The following is a 20,754-nucleotide window of genomic DNA, read 5'->3' as shown; positions in this document are numbered from 1 at the left end:
AGAGTCCGCCACCTTGCATTCCCCTTGCTTTCCGGCCTCGCACACGTCGAGGCAGTCGCGCCGCTGCGACCTTAACCGCAGGACGACCCCGCCGTCATGCCGCGACCGGCCCGCGGAACACCGCACGGCGGCGGCCGGAATCGGGTAGACCGGAACCATGACCCCTGTGGGCACTGAGCTCGCGGACCGCGTCCTCGGGGGCTGGCTGGGCCGGATCGCGGGCAACATGCTCGGCAAGCCGGTCGAGCAGGGCGACCACTGGACGCGGGACCGCATCGACCGCTATCTGCGACGGGCCGCCGCCCTGCCGCTCACCGACTACCTCCCCGGACCCGCCGACAGCGACGACGGCGCGGGCGACGAGTTCGCGCTGCGGCCCGAGTGGCGGCAGTGCGTACGCGGCCGTATCCACGGCAGTTGCCGGGACGACGACGTCGACTACGCGATCCTCGGCCTCGACCTGCTGGAGACACACGGCTTCGGCTTCAGCACCGAGCAGGTCGGCGACCTGTGGCTGCTGCGCCTGCCCTATCTGCAGACCTTCACCGCGGAACGGGCGGCGTACCGCAACCTCGCGGCCGGCATCAAGCCTCCCCTGACCGCCACCTACGACAACCCGTACCAGGAGTGGATCGGCGCCCTGATCCGCGCCGACATCTACGGGTGGACCTGTCCGGGGGTGCCGCGCCGCGCGGCCTCCCTGGCCCGCAGGGACGCCGTGCTGTCCCACACCGGCAACGGCGTGTACGGCGCCATGTGGGCGGCCGCGCTGGTCTCCGCCGCCTTCACCGCGCCCACCGTCCGGCAGGCGCTCGACACGGCACTGACCGTCATCCCCGCCGGCAGCCGACTCGCCCGCACCGTGCGCAGGGTGCTCACGCTCCACGAGACCCGGATGACCTGGGAGGACACGCTGAGCACGGTGTCGGAGGAGACCGCCGGGCTCGGCTGGATCCATACGATCCCGAACGCCGCCGTCCTCACGGCCGGACTCCTGTACGGCGACGGCGACTTCACCCGCACCATCACGCTGACCGTCCGCGGCGGCCTGGACACCGACTCGAACGGGGCGACGGCGGGCTCGGTCGCCGGGGTCCTGTGCGGGGCCGAGGCCGTTCCCGCACAGTGGAAGGACCCCTTGGAGGACACGGTACGCAGCGCGGTCTTCGGCTTCGACGGCGTACGGATCAGTGAACTGGCCGCGCGCACGGTCACGCTCGCGGAGGCCGGAACCGAAGCCGGAGCGGGAACCGAAGCCGGAACCGAAGCCGGAGCCTGAGCAGAGCCCGCGCGCCGTCCCCGGTCGACGTGCGGGCATCGGCACCGTCCCACGCGTGCCTCCCGCGCCTCCCCGTCCGCTGACGCGACGGTGGGAGAGGGCGGCCGGAGCGGTCAAGGCGTCCGGACCGGTCGGCGCGTTCGAACCGGTCGGCACGTTCGGACCGGTCGGCGCGTCCGGACCGGTCGGCGCGCTTCGGGGACCGCCGCGCGGGCTCGTTACGCTTCGTGGATGACCACCCCGGACTTCGCCACGTACATCGCGGGGCTTCCCCGCGTCCTCGCCGGTGCCGCCGTACTCTTCCGCGGCGCCGACGGACGGATCCTGCTCGTCGAGCCCAACTACCGTGAGGGCTGGGCCCTTCCGGGCGGCACCGTCGAGTCGGACGACGGGGAGACCCCGCGGCAGGGTGCCCGCCGCGAGACCGCGGAGGAGATCGGTCTCGACATCGCCCCGGGCCGACTGCTCGCGGTCGACTGGGTGCACGGGGCCGGGCGACCCCCATTGGTCGCCTATCTGTACGACGGTGGAGTCCTCGACGAGCGGCAGCTCGAGGGGATCCGGCTGCAGGAGGAGGAGTTGCTGTCGTGGCGGCTGGTGGCGCGGGAGGAACTCGCCGATCACCTGCCGGGCTCACTCGGCCGCCGGGTGCTGGTCGCGCTCGACGTCCTGTCCGAGGGCTCGGGAACGGCGGAGCTCGAGAACGGCCACCGGGTGGGCTAGGGCGCGCCAGGCGTCGCGAGGCGGGCGGGACTTCCACGACGCGCCTCAGGCGGACGCCCGGGACGGCGACGACGCCCGTACCCGCTGGTCGCGGGTACGGGCGTCGTCTCGTCGGTCACCCTGGGGGCGACGTCACACGGCGCTGCGCCTGATCCGGCGCAGGAGCACCAGGCCCGCGATCACGAGCACGCCACCGCCCGCGGCCGGCCACAGGTTCGTGCCGGTCTCGGCCAGGTCGCCGCTCGCGACCGTCTGCGGTTCGGTCTGTGCCTGGGCCTGCGACGACACCTGCGCGGTCGGGGCGTCCGCGCCCGCGGCCGGCGTCTGCCCGGTGTCGGCCGCGCCGTCCTGGGTCCCAGCGGGTGCGTCGTTGCCCGCGGCCGGGGTCGTCGTGTCCGCCTTGGGTACGACGCCGCCCTGGTCACCGCCCTCCGGTTCGGCACCGCGCGTGGTGGCCGGGGGCTTCGGCCGCTGCGTCGCGGCGGGAGTACCCGGGTCGGCCCCGGCGTCTCCGCCGGAGGTGGGGTCGGCACTCGGGGTCGGAGCTTCCTTGGTCGGCTCGTCGGAACCACCGCCGGCGTTGCCGCCGTTGCCTGCGTTCCCGCCGTTGCCACCGGCGCCACCGTTGGCGTTGCCGTTGTCACCACCGTTACCGCCGTTACCGCCGGCACCACCGTTGGCGTTGCCGTTGTCACCACCGTTACCGCCGGCACCACCATTGGCGTTGCCGTTGTCACCACCGCCGTTGCCGTTACCGGCACCGTCGACGCACTGCTTGCCGGAGTTGATGCAGTCCACCATCTCCCGCATCAGCTTCGCGTCGAAGACGTTGATGAAGTCGTCGTGGTCGGTGATGGCCTTGTGCAGCTGCTCGGGGAACCCGTCCACGGCGTACGGGTTCTTCACCTGGCCGTTCTCGACGGTCGGCTGCGGAACGTCGTAGACCAGCCGCATCGTCAGCTGCGGAATCGCCTTGAAACCGCCCGCGCAGTTGCCGTTCGCGTCGGCGAAGGCCACGTGCGTGCGGTGGTTGGCGCTGTCGATGTTCTGCCCGTCCCAGCAGCTCTGGAAGGCGAACTTCCGTATCACGCTGCTGCCTTGGGGGCAGATCGGGTACTTGTCCGTCAACTGCACCTTGTCCTCGAACCCGGTGCAGCTCCAGTGCGCGTTGGCGTTCGCGGGTCCGTTGACGAACGCCTTCGCGTCGCCGGTGATGATGCGCAGGAAGGTCGGCATCTCGACGACCTTGCCCTGCGGAGAGCCCACGAACTCGATCTGCGCCTGCTTGGCCTGAAGGACCTTGCCGATGTTGCCTTCCAGACCACCACCGTTGCGGTCGGCGTCGAACTCCTGCGTACCGTCCTGTACGCGGAGCACCGGCCAGTAGTAGGTGGACTTGTCACCCTGGTTCTTGCACGTGGTCTCGCCGGCCGCGAGGTCGTCGTTGCTGGCGAACGCGTCGTTCGACTGGTTGCCGACGTAGTCGTGCAGGTGGTGGGCGCCGTTGGCGACACCGGGGGCGACGATCACGTTGTCGGTGTTGAACTTCTTGTTGGCGTTCACCCCGCACGTGCTCGTGAACGTACCCGTCGAGGCGCCGCCGCCGTTGCCCGGCTTCTGCTGCACGTTCGGCTGAACCGTCGTGATGTCCACGAAGTCCGCGGCGACGGGCCCGCTGACGGGCGCCGCGCCGCCGCCCTGCTGGCCGTTGTTCTGCTGGCCGTTGTCGTTCTGCTGCTGACCGCCGCCGTTGTCGCCCTGCTGGCCGCCGCCGTTCTGGTCACCCGTGTCGCCCTGGACCGGGGTGGCGGGGACCGCGGTGCAGGTGGCGGCACCGTCGAGCATGCCCGGGGCCTCGGCGCCCGCGTTCTTGAAACCGATCTTGATGCGGTCGATGACCGCGCCCCGCTTCTCCTTCAGCGGGCCGAGGACCGCGTTCTGCACGAAGCTCGGGTCCTGCTTCTGGGCCTGCTCCGCCGAGGCGAGGCGTGCGTACGCCTCGGAGATCTGCTGGTCGAGGAGGGCGAGTTGCTTGTCGACCTCCGCCTTCGCAGCCTCCGGCACCTCCGTGAGCTTGCTGCCCACGTCCGGACAGTCGATCGTGGCGGCCCCCGCCGCCTTGGTCTCGTTCTGCTGCCCGGACGCACCGCCCCAGTTCTCGGTGGCTGACGCGTAGACGTTCACCGCCACCAGCCCTCCTCCGCCCAATATCAGCGCGGCTGCGGCAAATGTCGCACGCCGTGCCCCTGTGGGGCGTCTGCGCGTGTTCCGTCTCACGTGTGTACTCCTACGCCTCGTAACAGGCCCGGCATGGAAATCCCCCATGCCATACGTAGAGGGGCCCGGGTGCGTTCAAGTGCCTCAGGAATTCACAGCGGCCTCATACGCGTCGACCGACGGATCACGGCCTCGGGGCCCCGCGACCCTCGCTCCGGCGCACCCTAGCGGCTCCGGCCGCGGTGGGGCGAAGTCCCAGGTCGACGAAGGCGGAGGACGACGACGCCGGCTCCGGACGGACAGCTCTCCGGTCCGACCCGGAGGACCGTTCGGAGCTCACACGCCCACGCGCAAGGTGCCCCGACCGCAAGGTGGTTGGGCCTCACCCGAGGTCCGGCGTGGTCAGGCGATCGGCACGACGCACGTCCTCAGGACAGCGGCCGTCACCCGTTCTCGCGGGTCGTCTCATGCGGTTGGTCCGACTGCTGTCATGCGGAGGCCACCACCTCGCCGGCCGTGATCCGGGGCGGGTTGGGGAGCAGTGACGCAAGGGTGTCGCGCACGAAGTCCGCAGCCCTCGCGTTCGATTCGTCGGCACCGGCCTGGTTCCTGAAGACGCTGGTCGAGACCATGACCCCGTCCCCGGCATCGATCCAGTAGTAGGCCACGAAGCCGGGGACCTGGCGCATGAGCGGCACGAACCCCTCGTTCACGAGGCGTGCGACCTCGGTCGCATCGGTCACCCCTTCGTACCGCCGGACCGCTGCGTACATCGCCAAGCTCCTCACGGCGTTCTGGGTTCGTCCCCTGCTGAGGCGTCGTACCCCCGCGACCGCTGCCCGTCTCATGAGGCGTCCGGCAATCACCTGAAGGGCCGCCTCGGGTGATCCGAACGGCGGCCGCCGGCCCGCCGAGACGAGGCGGCTAGAGCGGAAACAGCCATTCCATCGCCGCAAGACTCTTGTCGACGTACTTGTCCTGTTCCGTCTCGATGCCGTACGCCAGGTCCTCGAGGACACCGCACCTGGCATAGAACACGGCGCGCTCGCTGAGAGCCGCGAGGTCTTCGGCGTCGGTTCGACAGGCGCTGAGGGCGGCGCGGGTCGCGGCGGGGCCGAGATCGCGGTAGAGCAGCCCGAAGTCGTGGGCCGGGTCGACGACGGCCGCGTCGCTCCAGTCGATGATGCCGGTCACCGTCCATGTGGCCGGGTCGACGAGAACGTGTTCGATCCCCAGATCGTTGTGGGAGAAGGCCGGGGCGCATCCTTCGCGCGGGGGCGCGGCGGCCAGGAAGGTCTCGACGGGGCGGCGGTGCGCCGCCGGTACCTGCCCGGCCACCGTCACATAGGTCTCCGTGGCCCCGTGCCGCCACTCGGCCAGCGGCTGGTGGTCCGCGTCCACCAGATCGCCCAGCCGATCGACCGGAACAGCGTGCAGCGCACTGAGCAGCTCGCCGAGCGTGGCGGCGATCGACGTGCCGTGGGCCGACCGCTGGTGCGGTGGCATGTCCAACAGTGGCGCGCCGGGGAGCTTGCGGTACGCCAGACACCCCTGCTCCGCGACCATGAACGCCGGTTCGGGGACGGGCAGCGGCGAGATGTCTGCGACGGCGGCGAGCACGCGGGCCTCGTGGCCCACCAGGGCGCTCCGCCGTGCCAGGTCGGGCTCCTTGCTGAAGCGCACGATCAGCTCACCGTTGACCTCGTACACCACGTTGTCGAGGCCCTCGCCAAGCACCACGACGGACTCGATCCGACAGTCGGGCATGTGCGCACCCACGACGCCGCGGACGTCCGCGACGCGGTCACGGCTGCGACTGGTCATTCCCCGACGCTATCAATCTGGTTGCCCGAAAAGGGGCTTGCGAGCCCGGACGTTTCGCAATGATGCCTGTATGACGTTGTGGCAGGTATTGCGCTGGGTGGGGGCTGCCGTCGGTCTGAGCGCTCTGATCGTGTTCTTCGTTCTGGTAGGGCTGGATCGGGCTGATCAGTTGAGCAGCGTGCTGAGCTTGTTCTTCACGGTGGCCGGGTTCGTGCTGGCGGTGCTGAGTCACTCGCGGCAAGGGTCGGCGAGTGAGCCACTGCCGGTGGCGCGTGGTGGGTCCATCGCGGCGGGTGGGAGTGTGCGTGGTTCGACAGCCTTCGACACCGGTTCGGGTGCCGCGCCGTCCGGTTGGCCCGGGCAGCCGGGAGCCGTGGGGCCGTCGGCTGACAGCGGGTCGATCGCGGCCGGCGGCGATGTCGATGATTCCGAGGCACGGCGGGGTTCCTGATGGGGCGCCGCAAGCCCCGTCGCGCACAGCAGGACCGTGGGACATGGGACCTGTCCGCCGACCAGGGCTCGATCGTGGCGGGCCGTGACGTCAAGAACGCCACGTCTTTCCACACCCACAACACGGTATTGCGCGCCGGAGTGTTGAAAAGCGCGTCCACGATCAAGGCGCCGACGGGCCTGATCAACATACCGAAGCTGCGTGGTTTCGTCGGGCGTGATCGCCAACTGGAGGCGCTGGACGCCGCGTTCGCCCCCTCGGACCAAGTCGTCGTGCACGCTCTCCACGGGCTGGGCGGGGTCGGCAAGTCCACGCTCGCAGCACACTGGGCGAGGACACGGTCACGGAGCTCCCCGAGATGGTGGATCACGGCCGATTCACCGGCCTCCCTGGAATCCGGGCTCGCCGACCTCGCGGGCGCCCTTCAACCTGCTTTCAGGAGCGCGGGGACGGGAGCCGACGAGCTGCGGGAGTGGGCCCTGGCGTGGCTGGCCGCCCATCGGAACTGGCTGATCGTGCTCGACAACGTCGACCATCCCCAGGATGTCCTGCCGGTCATCGAACGGGCCGGTCGGGGCGGACGTTTTCTTGTCACCAGCCGTCGTGCCACCGGCTGGCATCAACTGTCCTCCACCGTGCCCTTGGGCGTCATGGAGGAAGCGGAAGCCGTCGAGTTGTTCACCCGGGTCCTGACTCACGGGCATGAGTGGGACGGCGACGGCGCCGCCGAGGTCTGCGCGAAGGTGGGCCATCTGCCCCTGGCGGTCGAACAAGCAGCCTCGTACTGCGCCGAAACCGGGGTTTTCCCGCGCGCCTACCTGGACCTTCTGGCCAACACGCCGGCTGAGATGTTCGCCACGACCACGGAAGGCGGGGACGCGGACCGCACGATCGCCCGCATTTGGAGCATCACCCTCGACCACCTCAAGGGCACGCCGCTGGCGGGTGAGGTTCTGCGGGTGCTGGCCTGGTACGGCCCTGACAACATCCCCCGCAACCTCCTCGACGACCTCGCCTACCCGACCCACCTACGCAGGGGGGTCCGACGACTACGGGATCAACGCCCCGCTGCTGCCCATGGGCTGGGCGCCAGGCTGCTGAGGTTCGCCCATTCCCACCTGGAGATGGTTGCCGATCCCCTCACGCTGAACACGGCCATCGGCAAACTGGCCGCGTACAGCATGATCAGCCAGGAGGGCGGCACGATCAGCGTGCACCGGCTTGTGCAAACCCTCGCCCGAACATCCGATCGAAAGGACCCGCACCGCCGCGCCGAAGACATCGCAAGCGCACAGCGGACCGCGGCAAATGCCCTGAACCGCTGCCTCCCCGCGGACGCGGACGATCCCGCCACTTGGCCGACATGGCGCACGCTATTGCCTCACGTCATCGCTCACACCGATCACACTCCACAGGCGTCGGGATCTGAAACGGCCACGACCGGAGAGCTCTTGAGACAGGCCTCAAGGTTCCTCTACCGTCAGGGAGCCGTGGCCCGCGGTGTTGCTGCCGGGAGCCGCGCGGCTCGAGTCCACGAACGCCTGCTGGGAAAGAGGCACCCCAGCACCCTGGCCAGCTACAGCAATCTCGCGACCGCCTACCAGGAAGCCGGGGACCTTCAGCGGGCCATCCCTCTGTTCGAGTCCAACCTCGCCGCTGTCGAGCGGCTCCTGGGCGCGGAGCACCGCGACACCCTGGCCAGCCGCAGCAACCTCGCGCTCGCCTACCGGGACGCGGGGGACCTTCAGCGGGCCATCCCTCTGCTGGAGTCCAACCTCGCCGATACCGAGCGCATCCTGGGTGCCGAGCACCGGGACACCTTGGTCAGCCGCAACAACCTCGCGCTCGCCCTCCACGATGACGGGGACCTCCGGCGGGCGGTTCCCCTGCTGGAGTCCAACCTCACCGATGCCGAGCGCATCCTGGGTGCCGGGCATCCCGACACCCTGGCCAGCCGCAACATTCTGGCGCTCGCCTACCGGGACGCGGGGGACCTTCGGCGGGCGGTTCCCCTGCTGGAGTCCAACCTCGCGGATTCAGAACGGATCCTGGGTGCCGAGCATCCCGACACGCTGGCCCGCCGCCACCACCTCGCCCGCGCCCGCCACGCCGCCGGAGGACTTCACGGGCCGCTTGGAGGAGATCGTCGACGCATACAGCGGCGTGACGGAGCAGATCCCTCCTGAGGTGACGTGCCGGCAGGAGTCGACGGTTCAGGTCTGTGAGCGCGGCTTGTTGATCCATGTCAAGCCGCGCTCACAGACCTCTCGGTCGGGGTGGGCGAGCTGGAACGAGCCCCGGACCGCCACAGTCCGGATATTGCGGCCGGACGCACCGAGGCGCTCCCTCAACTTGCTTTGACCTGCGGGGACGACGGGATCCGGTTGCCTTCGGCAGGCGGATATGCGGGACGGCCGTTGCTGGATAAAGTCGTCTCGTCACACCTGGTTGTGGGGACAACCAGAGCGCATCGGGGAGGGTCTGCAGCACATGAGTCGTCGCTCAACCGGCTTCGTCGGCGTCTGGGCAGAGATGCAACGGCAGCAACAGCGCCAGATGGAAGCGGAAACCAGACGGCGCAGACAGGAAGCTCAGCAGGCACGCGCCTACCAGCGGCGGGCCGCCCAGGACCACCGCGAGTACAGGCAGGCGGAAGCGCTACGCCGCACGGAGGAGCTGGACGCTCAAGTTGCTTCGCTGCAGGGCCTTCTCTCCTCGGGTTGTCAGGCTCCGGCCTTCAGGGTCTCCTCTCTCCTGAGGCGTGAAGAGGTCCAGCCCTTCGCTCCGGGACCGTTGGCACAGCCGGTGGCAATGCCTGACTCCAGCCACTACCAAACGCAGAGCGGGTGGACGTCCAACCGCCGCGCCCAGGCACAGGCTGAAGCACGGGCTCGCTTCGAGCGGGATTGGCACGCGGCCCAGGCGGCGGAGGCCCGGCGACGACAACAGCTGGCGTCCTACCAGCGGGAGCACCAGCAGTGGGCCGATGCACAACTGGCCGAGGTCAGGCGGCACAACGCCGGTATCGTCCAGGTGACCGACGGAGTGAGACGTCATGATCCTGACTCGGTCATGGAGTATTTCTCTGCCGCTCTCTACGCCTCGGAGGCATGGCCGGAGGGATTTCCACGTCAGGTGACGGCAGCCTATGACGCTGCGGCCCGACAACTGGTGCTGGACTGGGAGTTGCCCTCCTACGGCATCGTCCCTGACGTCAAGTCCGTCCGATACGTGTCCGGGACCGACCAGGACAAGGAGACCGCGCGCCCAGTGGGCCGGCGTCGCGCCCTGTACCGGGAGGTGCTCGCGCAGTGCATGCTTCTCGTTCTGCACGAGCTCTTCGCCGCGGACGAGTTGGGCGCGCTCGAGTCGGTGACGTTGAACGGGTTCGTGGATGGCCATGACCCTACGACGGGCCGGCCTGGCCAGATCCACCTGGCGACCGTGATGGCCCCGGTCTCGACGTTCCGTGGCCTGCACCTGGCGCAGGTGGACGCGACGAGTTGTCTGGCCGACGCACTCCACGGACAGCTCTCGGCCCGCCCCGACCAACTCTCGCCGGTACGGCCGAGTCGTCGGCCTCGGGATGTCGGGAACCGTGTTGTCGCGCACGGCAGCGATGAGGAGCCTGACCTGTACGACATGGATCCGATCGCCTTCGAGAATCTCGTCGCCGATCTCTTCCGGGCCATGGGGATGCAGGCGGTCACCACCCAGCGCTCCAACGATGGCGGTGTGGACGTCGACGCGCTGGATCCGACACCGATCCGAGGCGGAAAGATCGTCGTTCAGGTGAAGCGCTACCGCAACACGGTGCCGCCCACTGCCGTACGGGACTTGTACGGAACGGTGCAGGACGCCGGCGCCAACAAGGGTGTCCTCGTGACGACGTCGGGGTTCGGCCCCGGCTCGCACACCTTCGCCAACGGCAAGCCGCTGGAGCTGGTCTCCGGCCCTGAGCTTGTTGATCTGCTGCATCGTCATGGGCTGCGCGGGCGCCTGGGTGAGGGCGGCCGGCAAACCGCGACGGCGCCGACGCCGACGACCCCTGACACGCAATTGCCCCACGACTACAACGTCCTGGGCATGTCGTGGACCGGTGGCGTGGCATTGGATGTGTGCGCTCTGGTCTGCCGTGGCGACCGAGTCCTCAGTGACGATCACTTCGTTTTCTTCAACAACCCACAGACAGCCGATGGTTCCGTGAGGGCTCTGGCCCCCACGGCACCTGACAAGGCCGCGATCTGCGTCTCGTTCGACGGCTTGCCGGACGAGGCTGACCGGTTCGTCCTTGTGGCCGCGATCGACCCGGAGGTCAACCCGGACGCCGACCTCTCCGAATTCACGGACGCCCGCATCCGTCTGCTCGACCCGCGGCTGACCGAGCTGGGGCAACTCGAGGTTTCCGACGGCCGGTCCCGCGAAACCGCCTTGGTGCTCGGCTCGTTCCGTCGAAGGCCGACCGGGGACTGGGACTTCGTCCTGGGTGGCAAGGGCTACACCGGTGGCCTGGAGGAACTCGTGCGGGATTTCGGCATCGAGGTGGACTAGAGAAGCAGTGGTCGGGGGCTCCGTGTGGATCCCGCGGATCCCGCGGATCCCGCGTTGCGGTTCTTCCATGGCGCGCGGGGTGGGCAGGGCGACTCCCGTCGGCCGTCGATTTCGAGCGCGTCGGAGCCGGTGCGCCCGGTTTCCTCAGGGCGGTCGGCGAGCCGTTGTACGGACGCCGGTCGAGCAGCACAGCGCGTGCGCAGGTCGTGCCCTGATATCCGGTCGCTCCGGACCGACAGGGGCCCTACTCTCGGGCCATGAACAGGCCACTCGTCGCCATCCTCAGTGGGGCAGGGATCTCCACCGATTCCGGGATCTCCGATTATCGCGGGCCCAACGGCCTGTGGCGGAAGGATCCCGAGGCCGAGAAGCTCGTGACGTACGAGTACTACATGGGTGATCCCGAGATCAGGCGCCGGGCGTGGCAGCTGCGGCGGACGAACCAGGCGCTGCGGGCCGAGCCGAACGCCGCCCACCTGGCCGTGGCCGAGTTGGAGCGGTCCGGGGTGCCCGTGCGCGTGATCACCCAGAACGTCGACGGCCTGCACCAGCTCGCCGGAATGCCCGCCCGCAAGGTCCTCGAACTCCACGGCACCGCACGGACCGTCGTGTGCACCGCATGCCACGAAAAGACACCCATGCAGGACGCCCTCGCCCGCGTCGAAGCCGGTGAGGAGGACCCGCCGTGCCTGAAGTGCGGCGGCATCCTGAAATCGGCGACCGTGCTCTTCGGCGAACGCCTCGACCCCGTCGTCCTCGGTGAGGCCGCCGCCATCACCAAGGCCGCCCAGGTCTTCATCGCCGTCGGCAGCAGCCTCCAGGTCCAACCCGCCGCCGGCCTCGCGGGCGTCGCCGCCGACCACGGAGCCCGGCTCGTCATCGTCAACGCCGAACCCACCCCCTACGACGAGATCGCCGACGAGGTCGTACGGGAACCCATCGGCACCGCCCTGCCCGCACTTCTCCGCGGGCTGACCGATGAGACCGACTACTGAGGCACGCCGGGAACGCCGCCAAGGGCATCGGGCTGCTCAGCAGGCGGGGTCACCCGGCTCGATCTCCTTGGCCTGCTCAGCCGGCAGGCCGGCGCCTTGACCTAGGCGGCCTGTGAATCGATCGGCCGAAGTGGATCACTGGTACCCCGCGGCCCGCCCCGCCCGTCACCGCACCGGCCCCCGCGATGACCGGTGCGAGAGGCCACTTGGACAGGGAAAACGCAACTTCGACATGGCCCGCGGAGGCAGCTACCTTCATCTGGTCTTCGGCGATCGCCCACGGTCGCACGGGGGTTCCTTCCGGCTTGGCCACCCGCGACGGGATGAGTCGGTCATGCCCCACGAACCCCCGCCCCCGTGCGTGAGCCACCGAATCGGAGCCACGCCAGGCGGCCCCAACCAGGGAGAGACGCATGCCCCATCTTGCTCTGTACACATTCGGCGTCCTGAAGTCACCTCTCGTCGATCCCGGACCTCTCACGCGCGAGTTCTACGACAGTGGTGAGGCCGTCTACCGGAAGATCGGTCAGCACCCCGGGTTCCTCGCGCGTGCTGAAGCGGCGGACGGTGACCGGGGCATGCTCTTCGAGGCGGACTGGGGCGCATGGGGGGAGTTCGCCGTACCGACCTGGTACGACAAGGGGCGTACGGTGGAGACCACCGCGCTGGCCGCGACCCTCTCGCTCTGGACCGACCTGCGCCCCGCGTTCGACGCCGTCCACACCGGTCCGCACCGTGAGGCGCTGAACAGGCGTTACGACTGGTTCGAGAGGACAGGGCACCCGAGTTACGTGTGCTGGTGGGTCTCCGACGGCGTGATACCCACCTGGCGGGACGGGGTTTCCGGGCTGGAGCACCTCCACGACCACGGCTCCGTGCCGCACGCCTTCACCTTCCACCACTCGTTCGCCTCGGAGGGAACTCCGACCAGGATCGAAGGCGTCGGGCCGAAGAGCGACCGGGCTCGCTGACGAGGAAGCCTGCCGCCGGTGCTGTGGCAGTGCTGTCAGCGCGGCGGGCGGCTGATCATGGCGGGGAGCTTCGCCTCGCCCCGGTCTCACGCGTCCGTCCGGCCCGCGTCGTCCTTCCCCTCCGAGACCTGCGCCACCTCGCAGGCCGACTCCCCGGACCGCCGAGGAGACGGTGTGCCCGTGGCTTCGGCGCTTGCACGCCGGAACGGGTCAGAACAGGGCTGAGCCCCGCTCGAAGTCCAGCAGGCGCCGCTTGCGGTCCAGGCCGCCGCCGTAGCCCGTGAGGCTTCCGTCGGCGCCGACCACACGGTGACAGGGCACGATGATGCCGACCGGGTTCCTGCCGTTGGCGAGGCCCACCGCGCGGGATGCCTTGGGGTTGCCGAGGGCGTCGGCGAGTTCCCCGTACGAGCGGATCTCGCCGTACGGGATCCTGGCCAGTTGGTCCCAGACGCTGCGCTGGAAGGGCGTGCCGGCGAGGCGCATCGGCAGGTCGAACTCCTTCAGGTCACCCGCGAAATAGGCCGCCAGCTGACGCTTCGGCTCGGGCAGGAGCGTGTCGTCGCGCTCGCCGAAGTCCTCCTCGGGCGGGCGGTGGCGCTGGCCGACCATGTAGAGGCCGCACAGGAGGCCGTCGTCGGCGACGAGGGTGAGAGGACCGTAGGGGCTGTCGGTGATCGTGTGTCGTTTCACTGGATGTCCTTGGTGCGGGCCCGTGACGGGCTCATACGGGAAGGAAGTTGATCGGGTGGCTGTCCGTCGCCCACAGGTACTGGACCGCGTACGCCCGCCACGGGCGCCATGCCGCCGCGCGGGCTGTGAGGGCGGCGGGAGTGGAGGGCAGCCCCAACTCCTGGGCGGCACGCCGGACTCCGAGATCGGTGGGCAGGAACGCGTCGGGGTCGCCGAGGGCACGCATCGCGATGACGTCGACCGTCCAGGGGCCGAATCCGGGGAGGGCGAGGAGCCGGGCCCGCGCCTGCGCCCAGTCGCTCTCCACCCCCAAGTGCAGCGTGCCGTCCGCCAGTTGACGCACCAGCGTGATGAACGTGGTGCGGCGGGTGCGCGGCATGGCGAGGGAGTCCGGATCGAGCGCGGCCAGCGCGCCGGGTGAAGGGAAGAGATGGGTGAGGCCGCCCTCGGCATCCTCGACCGGCTCGCCGTGCGCGAGAACCAGGCGGGCGGCGTGGGTACGCGCGGCGGCCGTGGAGACCTGCTGGCCGAGTACGGCCCGTACCGCGAACTCGGCCTCGTCCACCGTGCGCGGCACCCTGCGTCCCGGCGCCTTGTCGACGAGCGGGGCGAGCAGCGGGTCGGTGCGCAACTGTTCGTCCACGGCGACCGGGTCGGCGTCCAGGTCGAGCATGCGGCGGCAGCGGCTGATGGCGACGGTCAGGTCGCGCAGGTCGCTGAGGGTGAGACGGCAGCCGATGTGGTCGGCGTGCGGGGTGAGCGCGACGATGCCGTGGCCGTAGGGCAGTCGCAGGGTGCGCCGGTAGGCGCCGTCGCGCCACTCCTCGACCCCGGGCACGGCGGTCGCCGCGAGGTGGCCGAAGAGGTTGTCGGGGTTGAGAGGAGCACGGAAGGGCAGGCGCAGGCACAGTACGGCGGGTGCGGTCGTCCCCGCCCCGGTTCCCCCGCCCGTCCCGGCCCCGGCCACCCCGCCCGTCGTCGCTCCCCGGTTCTCCCTCGCGACGGCCGCCGCCCGTTTCCTCGGGAGGCGTTCGCGCAGTTCGCTCGGTGAGAGGGCGAAGACCTCGCGCACGGTGTCGTTGAAGGTACGGATCGAGGAGAACCCGGCCGCGAAGGCGATCTCCGTCATCGGGAGCGGGGTGGTCTCGATGAGCAGCCGCGCGGTCTGGGCGCGCTGGGCCCTGGCGAGCGCGAGCGGCCCCGCGCCCAGCTCGGCCAGCAGCTGCCGCTCTATCTGGCGGGTGCTGTACCCGAGCCGGCCGGCCAGGCCGGGGACACCCTCGCGGTCCACGACCCCGTCGCCGATCAGACGCATCGCGCGGGCCACCAGGTCGGCGCGCTGGTTCCACTCGGGCGAGCCGGGGCTGGTGTCCGGGCGGCAGCGCTTGCAGGCCCGGAAACCGGCCTGCTGGCAGGCCGCCGCGCTCGGGTGGAACGTCATGTTCTCCGGCTTCGGCGGCACGACCGGACAGCTGGGCCGACAGTAGATCCGGGTGGTCAGGACCGCTGTGAAGAACCAGCCGTCGAAGCGCGCGTCCTTCGACCGGACGGCGCGTACGCAGCGCTCGGTGTCGGTGTGCATCCCGTTCCGCATGTCTCAAGGATCGGGCACGGGCGAGGGCGGGGCTGGCGAGAATCCGACATCAACCTCGCGGGGCCTCGGGCGGGCCGTCTCCCCCATCGCCGCCCGGACCACCGTACGCACCCACGCCGCTCTCCGCGGCACGCCCCCGCCGCGACCTCCGCCGGTCCCGGCCGCGGCCGGGACCGTCAGCGGGGTTCCTCGCCCTGGGCGACCTCCACCTCGTGGTGGAAGGCGAGGACGCCGGTGGCCGCCGTGCCGGCCGAGGCGGTCGCGCAGGCGGCCAGCAGGAGGGCGATCCAGGGGGCGGCACGGCGGGGCGGCCGGGGAGCCGCGAGGAGGGCCGCCACCCGCTGGGGTACGGGTCCGGTGGTGGCCGCGGGCGCGAAGTCGGGGCGGCCGGAGCGGGCCGAGGAGGCGGCGAGGGCGGCACGCGCGATGGCGCGCGCGGTCAGCCGCCGGTCTCCCACCACGGCGGCGGCCGCCTCGTCGGCGGCGCGTTCGGCGGCCAGCGCGATGGCCGCGCGGACCGGGCGCAGCCCGGGATGGCAGTGTGCCGCGAGCTCGGCGAGGACGAGGAACCGGTGGTGGCCGCCGGCGTTGTGGGCCCGCTCGTGGGCGAAGAGCACCTCGCGTTCGTCGGCGCCGAGGCTGCGGAGCATTCCCGTCGTGACGACGATGCGGTGGGGGCGGCCGGGCAGCGCGTACGCGTCCGGGTGGGGCGACTCGATCACGCACAGGTCGCCCGCGGCGGGGCGGCCGTCGGCCTCGGTGCGGGCGGCGCGGAAGGCGCGCAGCTGTCGCAGGGCGGAGCGGACGAGTGTGCCGGCGGCGAGGGTCAGCAGGCCGGTGGCGGCCGTCGCCAGAGGCAGGACGACGAGGTCGGACGGGGTGCGCAGCGGCCGGACGAAATCGCCGAGGCCCGCGAGGAACGGCAGCTTGAGCAGGCCGGTGAGGACCAGCGCGCCGAGGGCGGCCACCGAGGAGCCGGCCACCACGAGGACCGTGAGGGTCAGCGCCCACAGCGCGGCGACCGGCGTGAACCGGTCGAGGCAGCGCCGTGCCGCCGCCGGTACCGCGAAGGGCACCAGGAGCGGGATGAGCAGCAGTGCGGTCATGACCCACCCATCGTAGTTGCGCGCCAGGTTCCGGGCACTCGTCCTACTCGCCGCGTCCGCGTTCCGGTTCCGGGCGTCCGCCTGCCGCCGGCGGTTCGGCCGGCGCCGACCGTCCGTCCGGTGCGGGCGCCGGTGACGGTGCCTGTCGCCCGTCGAGTGAGGGTGCCGGTGCCCGTCGCCCGTCGAGTGACGGTTCCGGTAGCCCGTCCAGTGCCGGTGCCGATGACCCGTCCGGTTCCAGCAGGCCGCGCAGGAGACGCTCGTCGTCGGGGCTGAGCTGGGCGACGAACCGGGCCAGCGCCGTCTCGCGGTCCTCGTCCCGGTCGAGCTCGGTGTGCATACGGCGAGCGGTGAGCCCGTGCGGGTCCTGGACGGGGAAGTAGGCGAAGCCGCGGCCCTGCCGTTCCCGGCCGACGATCCCCTTCTCGTGCAGCCTGGACAGGATCGTCGTCACCGTCGTGCGGGCCAGGCCCGTCCCCAGCCGCGTCTGCACCCCGCCGGGCGTGAGGGGTGCGTCGGCGGCCCAGAGAGCGGCCATGACGGAGGCCTCGAGCTCACCCGCCGGCCGGCGTTCGTCCTTCGCGCTGGTCATGGGAACGATCCTCACCCCGATATCGTCTACAGTTCAGTAGACCGTCTACAACATTGTAGTCAGTCGGGTGTCGTCACGACCACACCCGTCCCTGTCCAGTATGAGAGGGCTCGCGACGATGGCCGCACCTTTGTTCGCAGCGTCACAGCTCGGAACACATCTCGGATCACAGCTCGGGGCACAGCTCGGGTCCGAGCTCGCGGTGAACGTGCTCAGCGCCCAGTCCCTGCTCGCCGCCTTCGGCGTGCTGGGTGTCGGCGTGGTGATGTTCGCGGAGACGGGTCTGCTGATCGGCTTCTTCCTGCCCGGCGACTCGCTGCTGTTCACGGCGGGCCTGCTGTGCACGGGGTCGGGCCAGGCCGGTCTGAAGCTCTCCCTGCCCGCGCTCCTGGTCGCCGCCGCCGTCGGCGCGCTGGCAGGTGCCCAGTGCGGCTATCTCATCGGACGCAAAGCGGGCGGCGCCCTGCTGGCCCGCAGCGGCTCGCCCCGGTTGCACGCGGGGGCTCAGCGTGCCGAGGAGCTGCTGGAGCGGTACGGGCACGCGAAGGCGATCGTGCTGGCCCGCTTCGTGCCGGTGGTGCGCACGGTCCTGAACCCGATGGCGGGCGCGCTCCAGGTGCCCGTCCGGACGTTCACCCTGTGGCAGGTCGCCGGCGGTCTCGTCTGGAGCCTCAGCCTCACCCTCGCCGGGTACGCGCTGGGCTCGTCCATTCCGAACGTCGACCGGTACCTCCTGCCGATCATCGCGGTGATCATCGTCGTGTCGCTGATCCCGCTGGCCGCCGAGCTGCGCCGCTCGCGCAGGGCCGCCGCGGAGAGGGGTGCCCAGGGATGACGCTCGCGTTCGACGGGTCGTCGATCGACGGCTCCTCCTACACCTACGTCGTGGGCCTCGCCCAGGACGCACCGTCGTGGCTGGACACGCTGGTACGGGACTGGTCGACGTACGGGCTCGCGGTGTTCGCCGTCCTCATGCTGGTGGGCTGGTGGCGGGCGCGGCACCGGAGCGCCCGCGCCGCGGTGACCGCGCTCATGGTGCCGGTGATCGTCGTGGTGGCGTACGGGGTGAACTCGGTGTTCAAGCTGCTCGTCCGTGAGGACCGGCCCTGTCAGAGCCTGCGGGTGAGGACGCTGGAGGCGTGTCCGGCGCCGGGTGACTGGTCGTTCCCCAGCAATCACGCGGTCATCGCCGCCGCGGCCGCGGTCGCGCTGCTCTTCGTCTCCCGCCGTCTCGGCACCGTCGCCCTGGTGGCGGCCTGCGCGATGGCCGTCGCCCGGGTCTGGGTGGGGGCCCACTACCCGCACGACGTGGTGGCCGGCGTGCTGGTCGGCACGCTGATCGCGAGGGCGTCGGCGGCGTTCCTCGACAGGGTCTGCGACCCGCTCGCGGGCCGGCTCGCGCGGTCCCGGCTGCGACCGCTGCTGGTCCCCGCGTAGCGCCACCGGCCGGGGACGCCGCCGACCCCGGGCCACCGGCGTGAATCCGCCGGACACCCGCTGCACCGCCGCGACGCCGTGCCGCCCCGACGCCGTAGGGGAACGGGCCGAGCCGACAGCACGGAAACCGCTGAAGGAGAACCATGCGTCACACGATCCTGGTCGTCGAGGACGATCACGCCCTGCGGGACGTCCTGCTGCGCGGCCTGCGCGACGAGGGTTTCGACACCCTGCCCGCGGCGGACGGCGCGACCGCGCTGCGGCTGGCCGGGGCCGAGGTCGGCGCGGCTGTGCTCGACGTGGGACTGCCCGACGCGGACGGCCGGGACGTGTGCCAGGCGCTCCGGGCCAACGGCTTTCTCCGGCCCGTGATCTTCCTGACGGCTCATCATCACCTCACCGACCGGCTGGCGGGATTCTCGGCCGGTGGCGACGACTACCTGCCCAAGCCGTTCCATCTGACGGAGCTCGCCGCCCGGCTGCGGGCGGCGCTCAAGCGCGGCGCCTCGCACGGAGGCACCCTCCCGTCGCCCACGGCCGGCGACGTCGTCCTCGACCCGGTCCGGCACGGCCTCACCGTCCGGGGTACCCGGGTCGCCCTCACCCCGACGGAGTTCCGGCTGCTGGCCGCGCTGATGGCGGGCTCCGGGGACATCGTGCGGCGGCGGGAGCTGATCAGGGCGGGCTGGCCCGAGGGCGCCCAGGTCAGCGACAACACGCTGGACCAGTATCTGACCCGGTTGCGCCGCAAGCTCCGGGACGGCGGCAGCACGCTGACCGTCACCACCGCGCGCGGCATCGGCCACCGTCTCTCATGAGGGACGTCGTCTCCCGCTGGTGGCCGCGCACCCTGCGCGGCCGGCTCTCGCTGGTCGCGCTCACCACCGCGACGCTCCTCATGGTGATCCTCACCGTCGCCTTCAACACGGTCGTACGGCATCACCTCCAGCACCAGGCGGACGACGAGCTGCGCACCCGCGCCACCGCCGTCGCGGCGACCGTCGACACCAGCACCTCGCGGGTACGGGTCCTGGAGACCCCGGGCGAGGAGCTCCTCGACGCGAACGTCTGGATCTACGCGGACGGCAGGCTGCTCGAAAAGCCCTCGTCCGCCACCGTCACCGGTCCGCTGACCCGTGCGGCCGGCCGGCTCGCGGCGCGCGGCGGCCGGCACTGCGAGACCGCCTCCGGTCATGACGCCGTCCGGCTGTGCGCGCAGCCGGTGCCCGGCGGGAACGGCACCGCGGCCGTCGTCACCGCGCTGGACCTGTCCCCCTACCGCGGCTCGGCCGACACCCTGCTGCTCGCCTCCCTGGTCCTCGACGCCGCCATGCTCGCCTGCACGTACGGGCTGACCCGGCTGGCGGTGGGACGCGCGCTGCGCCCCGTACGCACGATGACGGAGCAGGCCACCCAGTGGAGCGCCATCACCTCCGAGGAACGTTTCGGCGGCGTGCCCCGCCCCACCGAACTGGCGCGGCTGGGCGGTTCGCTGGACGCGCTCCTCGACCGCATCCGGGCACTGCTGCGCCACGAGCGCCAGCTCACCCGGGAGCTGTCGCACGAGCTGCGCAATCCGCTCGCCCGTATCGTCGCCGAGCTCGACTGGTGGCAGGCCCGTCCGCGTTCCGCCGAGGACACCCTGGCCGTCCACGCGGCCATCGCCGACGCGGCCCTGTCGATGCGCACGATCTGCGACACCCTGCTCGACGAGGCCCGCGACAGCGCGGCCACCGCGCCCGGCACGGCCGCCGTGGCGCCGGTGCTCGGACGTCTGGTGGACCGTCTCGGCAGTGCGCGCGAGCGGGTGGAGGTCGTCGTCACCGCTCCGGACGCCGCCCTGTCGGCCGGGGTGCCGGACGCCCTTCTGGAGCGGATCGTCAGCCCCCTGCTCGACAACGCGCTGCGGCACGCGCGCACCAGGGTCGGGATCCTGGCCCACGGGGAGCCCGGCGGCGTACGCGTCGAGGTCACCGACGACGGTCCCGGCGTACCGGCGTCGTTCGTGGCGCAGCTGTTCCAGCCCGGCCGCCGGGCCGATCCGGGGGACGGACACGGCGGAGCGGGCCTGGGACTGCCGCTCGCGCGGCGCCTGGCCCGGTCCGCCGGCGGGGACGTGGACCACGATCCGCGGTACACCGACGGCGCGGCGTTCGTGGTCAGCCTGCCCGCGGGCTGAGGGCTCGCCTCTCCACCCAGGAGTCCCCTCTCCGGAGAGCCGGGTCTGCCGCTCGCGCGGCGCCTGGCCCGGTCCGCCGGCGGGGACGTGGACCACGATCCGCGGTACACCGACGGCGCGGCGTTCGTGGTCAGCCTGCCCG

The 20,754-nt window shown here is 71.2% G+C and carries 17 protein-coding genes and 2 pseudogenes; 12 read left to right on the top strand and 7 right to left on the bottom strand.

Annotated elements, in window-relative coordinates; all coding sequences use genetic code 11:
• Positions 1-157 precede the first annotated feature (157 nt).
• Complete coding sequence (locus tag ACFVTC_RS16925; protein WP_390127582.1) at positions 158-1,279, top strand: ADP-ribosylglycohydrolase family protein; 1,122 nt, start codon at positions 158-160, stop codon at positions 1,277-1,279.
• Positions 1,280-1,510: 231 nt separating this feature from the next.
• The gene (locus tag ACFVTC_RS16920) at positions 1,511-2,002 is read left to right on the top strand and encodes an NUDIX domain-containing protein (protein WP_390127580.1); all 492 of its coding nucleotides are present in this window, start codon (positions 1,511-1,513) and stop codon (positions 2,000-2,002) included.
• 132 nt (positions 2,003-2,134) lie between these two features.
• Here ACFVTC_RS16920 and ACFVTC_RS16915 read toward each other — a convergent pair whose 3' ends face one another.
• The 3 genes from ACFVTC_RS16915 to ACFVTC_RS16905 all read right to left on the bottom strand — a co-directional run bounded on the left by ACFVTC_RS16915 (position 2,135) and on the right by ACFVTC_RS16905 (position 6,043).
• On the bottom strand, positions 2,135-4,327 hold the full coding sequence (locus ACFVTC_RS16915; protein ID WP_390127578.1) for a DUF1996 domain-containing protein: 2,193 nt from the start codon (positions 4,325-4,327) through the stop codon (positions 2,135-2,137).
• A 380-nt stretch (positions 4,328-4,707) separates the two neighbouring features.
• Positions 4,708-4,992, bottom strand: a complete 285-nt coding sequence (locus ACFVTC_RS16910) for a hypothetical protein (protein ID WP_390127577.1) — start codon at positions 4,990-4,992, stop codon at positions 4,708-4,710.
• A gap of 151 nt (positions 4,993-5,143) precedes the next feature.
• Positions 5,144-6,043 carry a phosphotransferase family protein gene (locus tag ACFVTC_RS16905; protein WP_390127575.1) on the bottom strand — a complete coding sequence of 300 codons (900 nt, stop codon included), beginning with the start codon at positions 6,041-6,043 and terminating at the stop codon, positions 5,144-5,146.
• A 70-nt stretch (positions 6,044-6,113) separates the two neighbouring features.
• Here ACFVTC_RS16905 and ACFVTC_RS16900 point away from each other — a divergent pair, with 70 nt between their 5' ends.
• The 5 genes from ACFVTC_RS16900 to ACFVTC_RS16880 all read left to right on the top strand — a co-directional run bounded on the left by ACFVTC_RS16900 (position 6,114) and on the right by ACFVTC_RS16880 (position 13,011).
• Positions 6,114-6,494, top strand: a complete 381-nt coding sequence (locus tag ACFVTC_RS16900) for a hypothetical protein (protein ID WP_390127573.1) — start codon at positions 6,114-6,116, stop codon at positions 6,492-6,494.
• A gap of 74 nt (positions 6,495-6,568) precedes the next feature.
• Positions 6,569-8,680 (top strand): FxSxx-COOH system tetratricopeptide repeat protein, encoded by a 2,112-nt coding sequence (fxsT, locus tag ACFVTC_RS16895; protein WP_390127571.1) that lies wholly within the window; start codon positions 6,569-6,571, stop codon positions 8,678-8,680.
• A gap of 304 nt (positions 8,681-8,984) precedes the next feature.
• A complete protein-coding gene (locus ACFVTC_RS16890; RefSeq protein ID WP_390127569.1) occupies positions 8,985-11,045 on the top strand; it encodes a restriction endonuclease in 2,061 nt (686 codons plus the stop codon).
• A 257-nt stretch (positions 11,046-11,302) separates the two neighbouring features.
• Positions 11,303-12,040, top strand: coding sequence for an NAD-dependent deacetylase (locus ACFVTC_RS16885; protein WP_390127567.1), 738 nt, complete (start codon positions 11,303-11,305; stop codon positions 12,038-12,040).
• A 413-nt stretch (positions 12,041-12,453) separates the two neighbouring features.
• Entirely contained in the window at positions 12,454-13,011 is a 558-nt protein-coding gene (locus ACFVTC_RS16880) for a DUF3291 domain-containing protein (RefSeq protein ID WP_390127565.1), read from the top strand.
• Positions 13,012-13,221: 210 nt separating this feature from the next.
• Here ACFVTC_RS16880 and ACFVTC_RS16875 read toward each other — a convergent pair whose 3' ends face one another.
• From ACFVTC_RS16875 to ACFVTC_RS16860, 4 genes and pseudogenes are all read right to left on the bottom strand, one after another.
• A complete protein-coding gene (locus ACFVTC_RS16875) occupies positions 13,222-13,704 on the bottom strand; it encodes a methylated-DNA--[protein]-cysteine S-methyltransferase (protein WP_168530897.1) in 483 nt (160 codons plus the stop codon).
• Between the two features lie 31 nt (positions 13,705-13,735).
• The gene (locus ACFVTC_RS16870) at positions 13,736-15,298 is read right to left on the bottom strand and encodes an AlkA N-terminal domain-containing protein (RefSeq protein WP_390127564.1); all 1,563 of its coding nucleotides are present in this window, start codon (positions 15,296-15,298) and stop codon (positions 13,736-13,738) included.
• A gap of 176 nt (positions 15,299-15,474) precedes the next feature.
• On the bottom strand, positions 15,475-16,404 hold the full coding sequence (locus tag ACFVTC_RS16865; protein ID WP_390127562.1) for a M48 family metalloprotease: 930 nt from the start codon (positions 16,402-16,404) through the stop codon (positions 15,475-15,477).
• Positions 16,405-16,633: 229 nt separating this feature from the next.
• A pseudogene (locus tag ACFVTC_RS16860) lies at positions 16,634-16,996 on the bottom strand (BlaI/MecI/CopY family transcriptional regulator); the annotation flags it as partial.
• A gap of 118 nt (positions 16,997-17,114) precedes the next feature.
• On the opposite strand from ACFVTC_RS16860, the gene ACFVTC_RS16855 reads away from it, so the two are divergent.
• From ACFVTC_RS16855 to ACFVTC_RS16835, 5 genes and pseudogenes are all read left to right on the top strand, one after another.
• The gene (locus tag ACFVTC_RS16855) at positions 17,115-17,831 is read left to right on the top strand and encodes a DedA family protein (RefSeq protein ID WP_390127560.1); all 717 of its coding nucleotides are present in this window, start codon (positions 17,115-17,117) and stop codon (positions 17,829-17,831) included.
• Positions 17,828-18,433, top strand: coding sequence for a phosphatase PAP2 family protein (locus ACFVTC_RS16850; RefSeq protein WP_390127558.1), 606 nt, complete (start codon positions 17,828-17,830; stop codon positions 18,431-18,433). Before ACFVTC_RS16855 ends, ACFVTC_RS16850 begins: the two co-directional genes overlap by 4 nt.
• A gap of 143 nt (positions 18,434-18,576) precedes the next feature.
• Positions 18,577-19,251, top strand: coding sequence for a response regulator transcription factor (locus tag ACFVTC_RS16845; protein WP_390127556.1), 675 nt, complete (start codon positions 18,577-18,579; stop codon positions 19,249-19,251).
• Positions 19,248-20,612: a sensor histidine kinase gene (locus ACFVTC_RS16840; protein ID WP_390127554.1), complete on the top strand. Its 1,365-nt coding sequence runs from the start codon at positions 19,248-19,250 to the stop codon at positions 20,610-20,612. Before ACFVTC_RS16845 ends, ACFVTC_RS16840 begins: the two co-directional genes overlap by 4 nt.
• Positions 20,613-20,654: 42 nt before the next feature.
• Positions 20,655-20,754 (top strand): annotated as a pseudogene (locus ACFVTC_RS16835) (ATP-binding protein); the annotation flags it as partial.

The organism is Streptomyces sp. NPDC057950, from assembly GCF_042887295.1.
Classification (GTDB): Bacteria; Actinomycetota; Actinomycetes; order Streptomycetales; family Streptomycetaceae; genus Streptomyces; species Streptomyces kaempferi.
The sequence above is the reverse complement of the archived record's forward strand: the minus strand, read 5'-3'. Positions and strand labels throughout refer to the sequence as shown.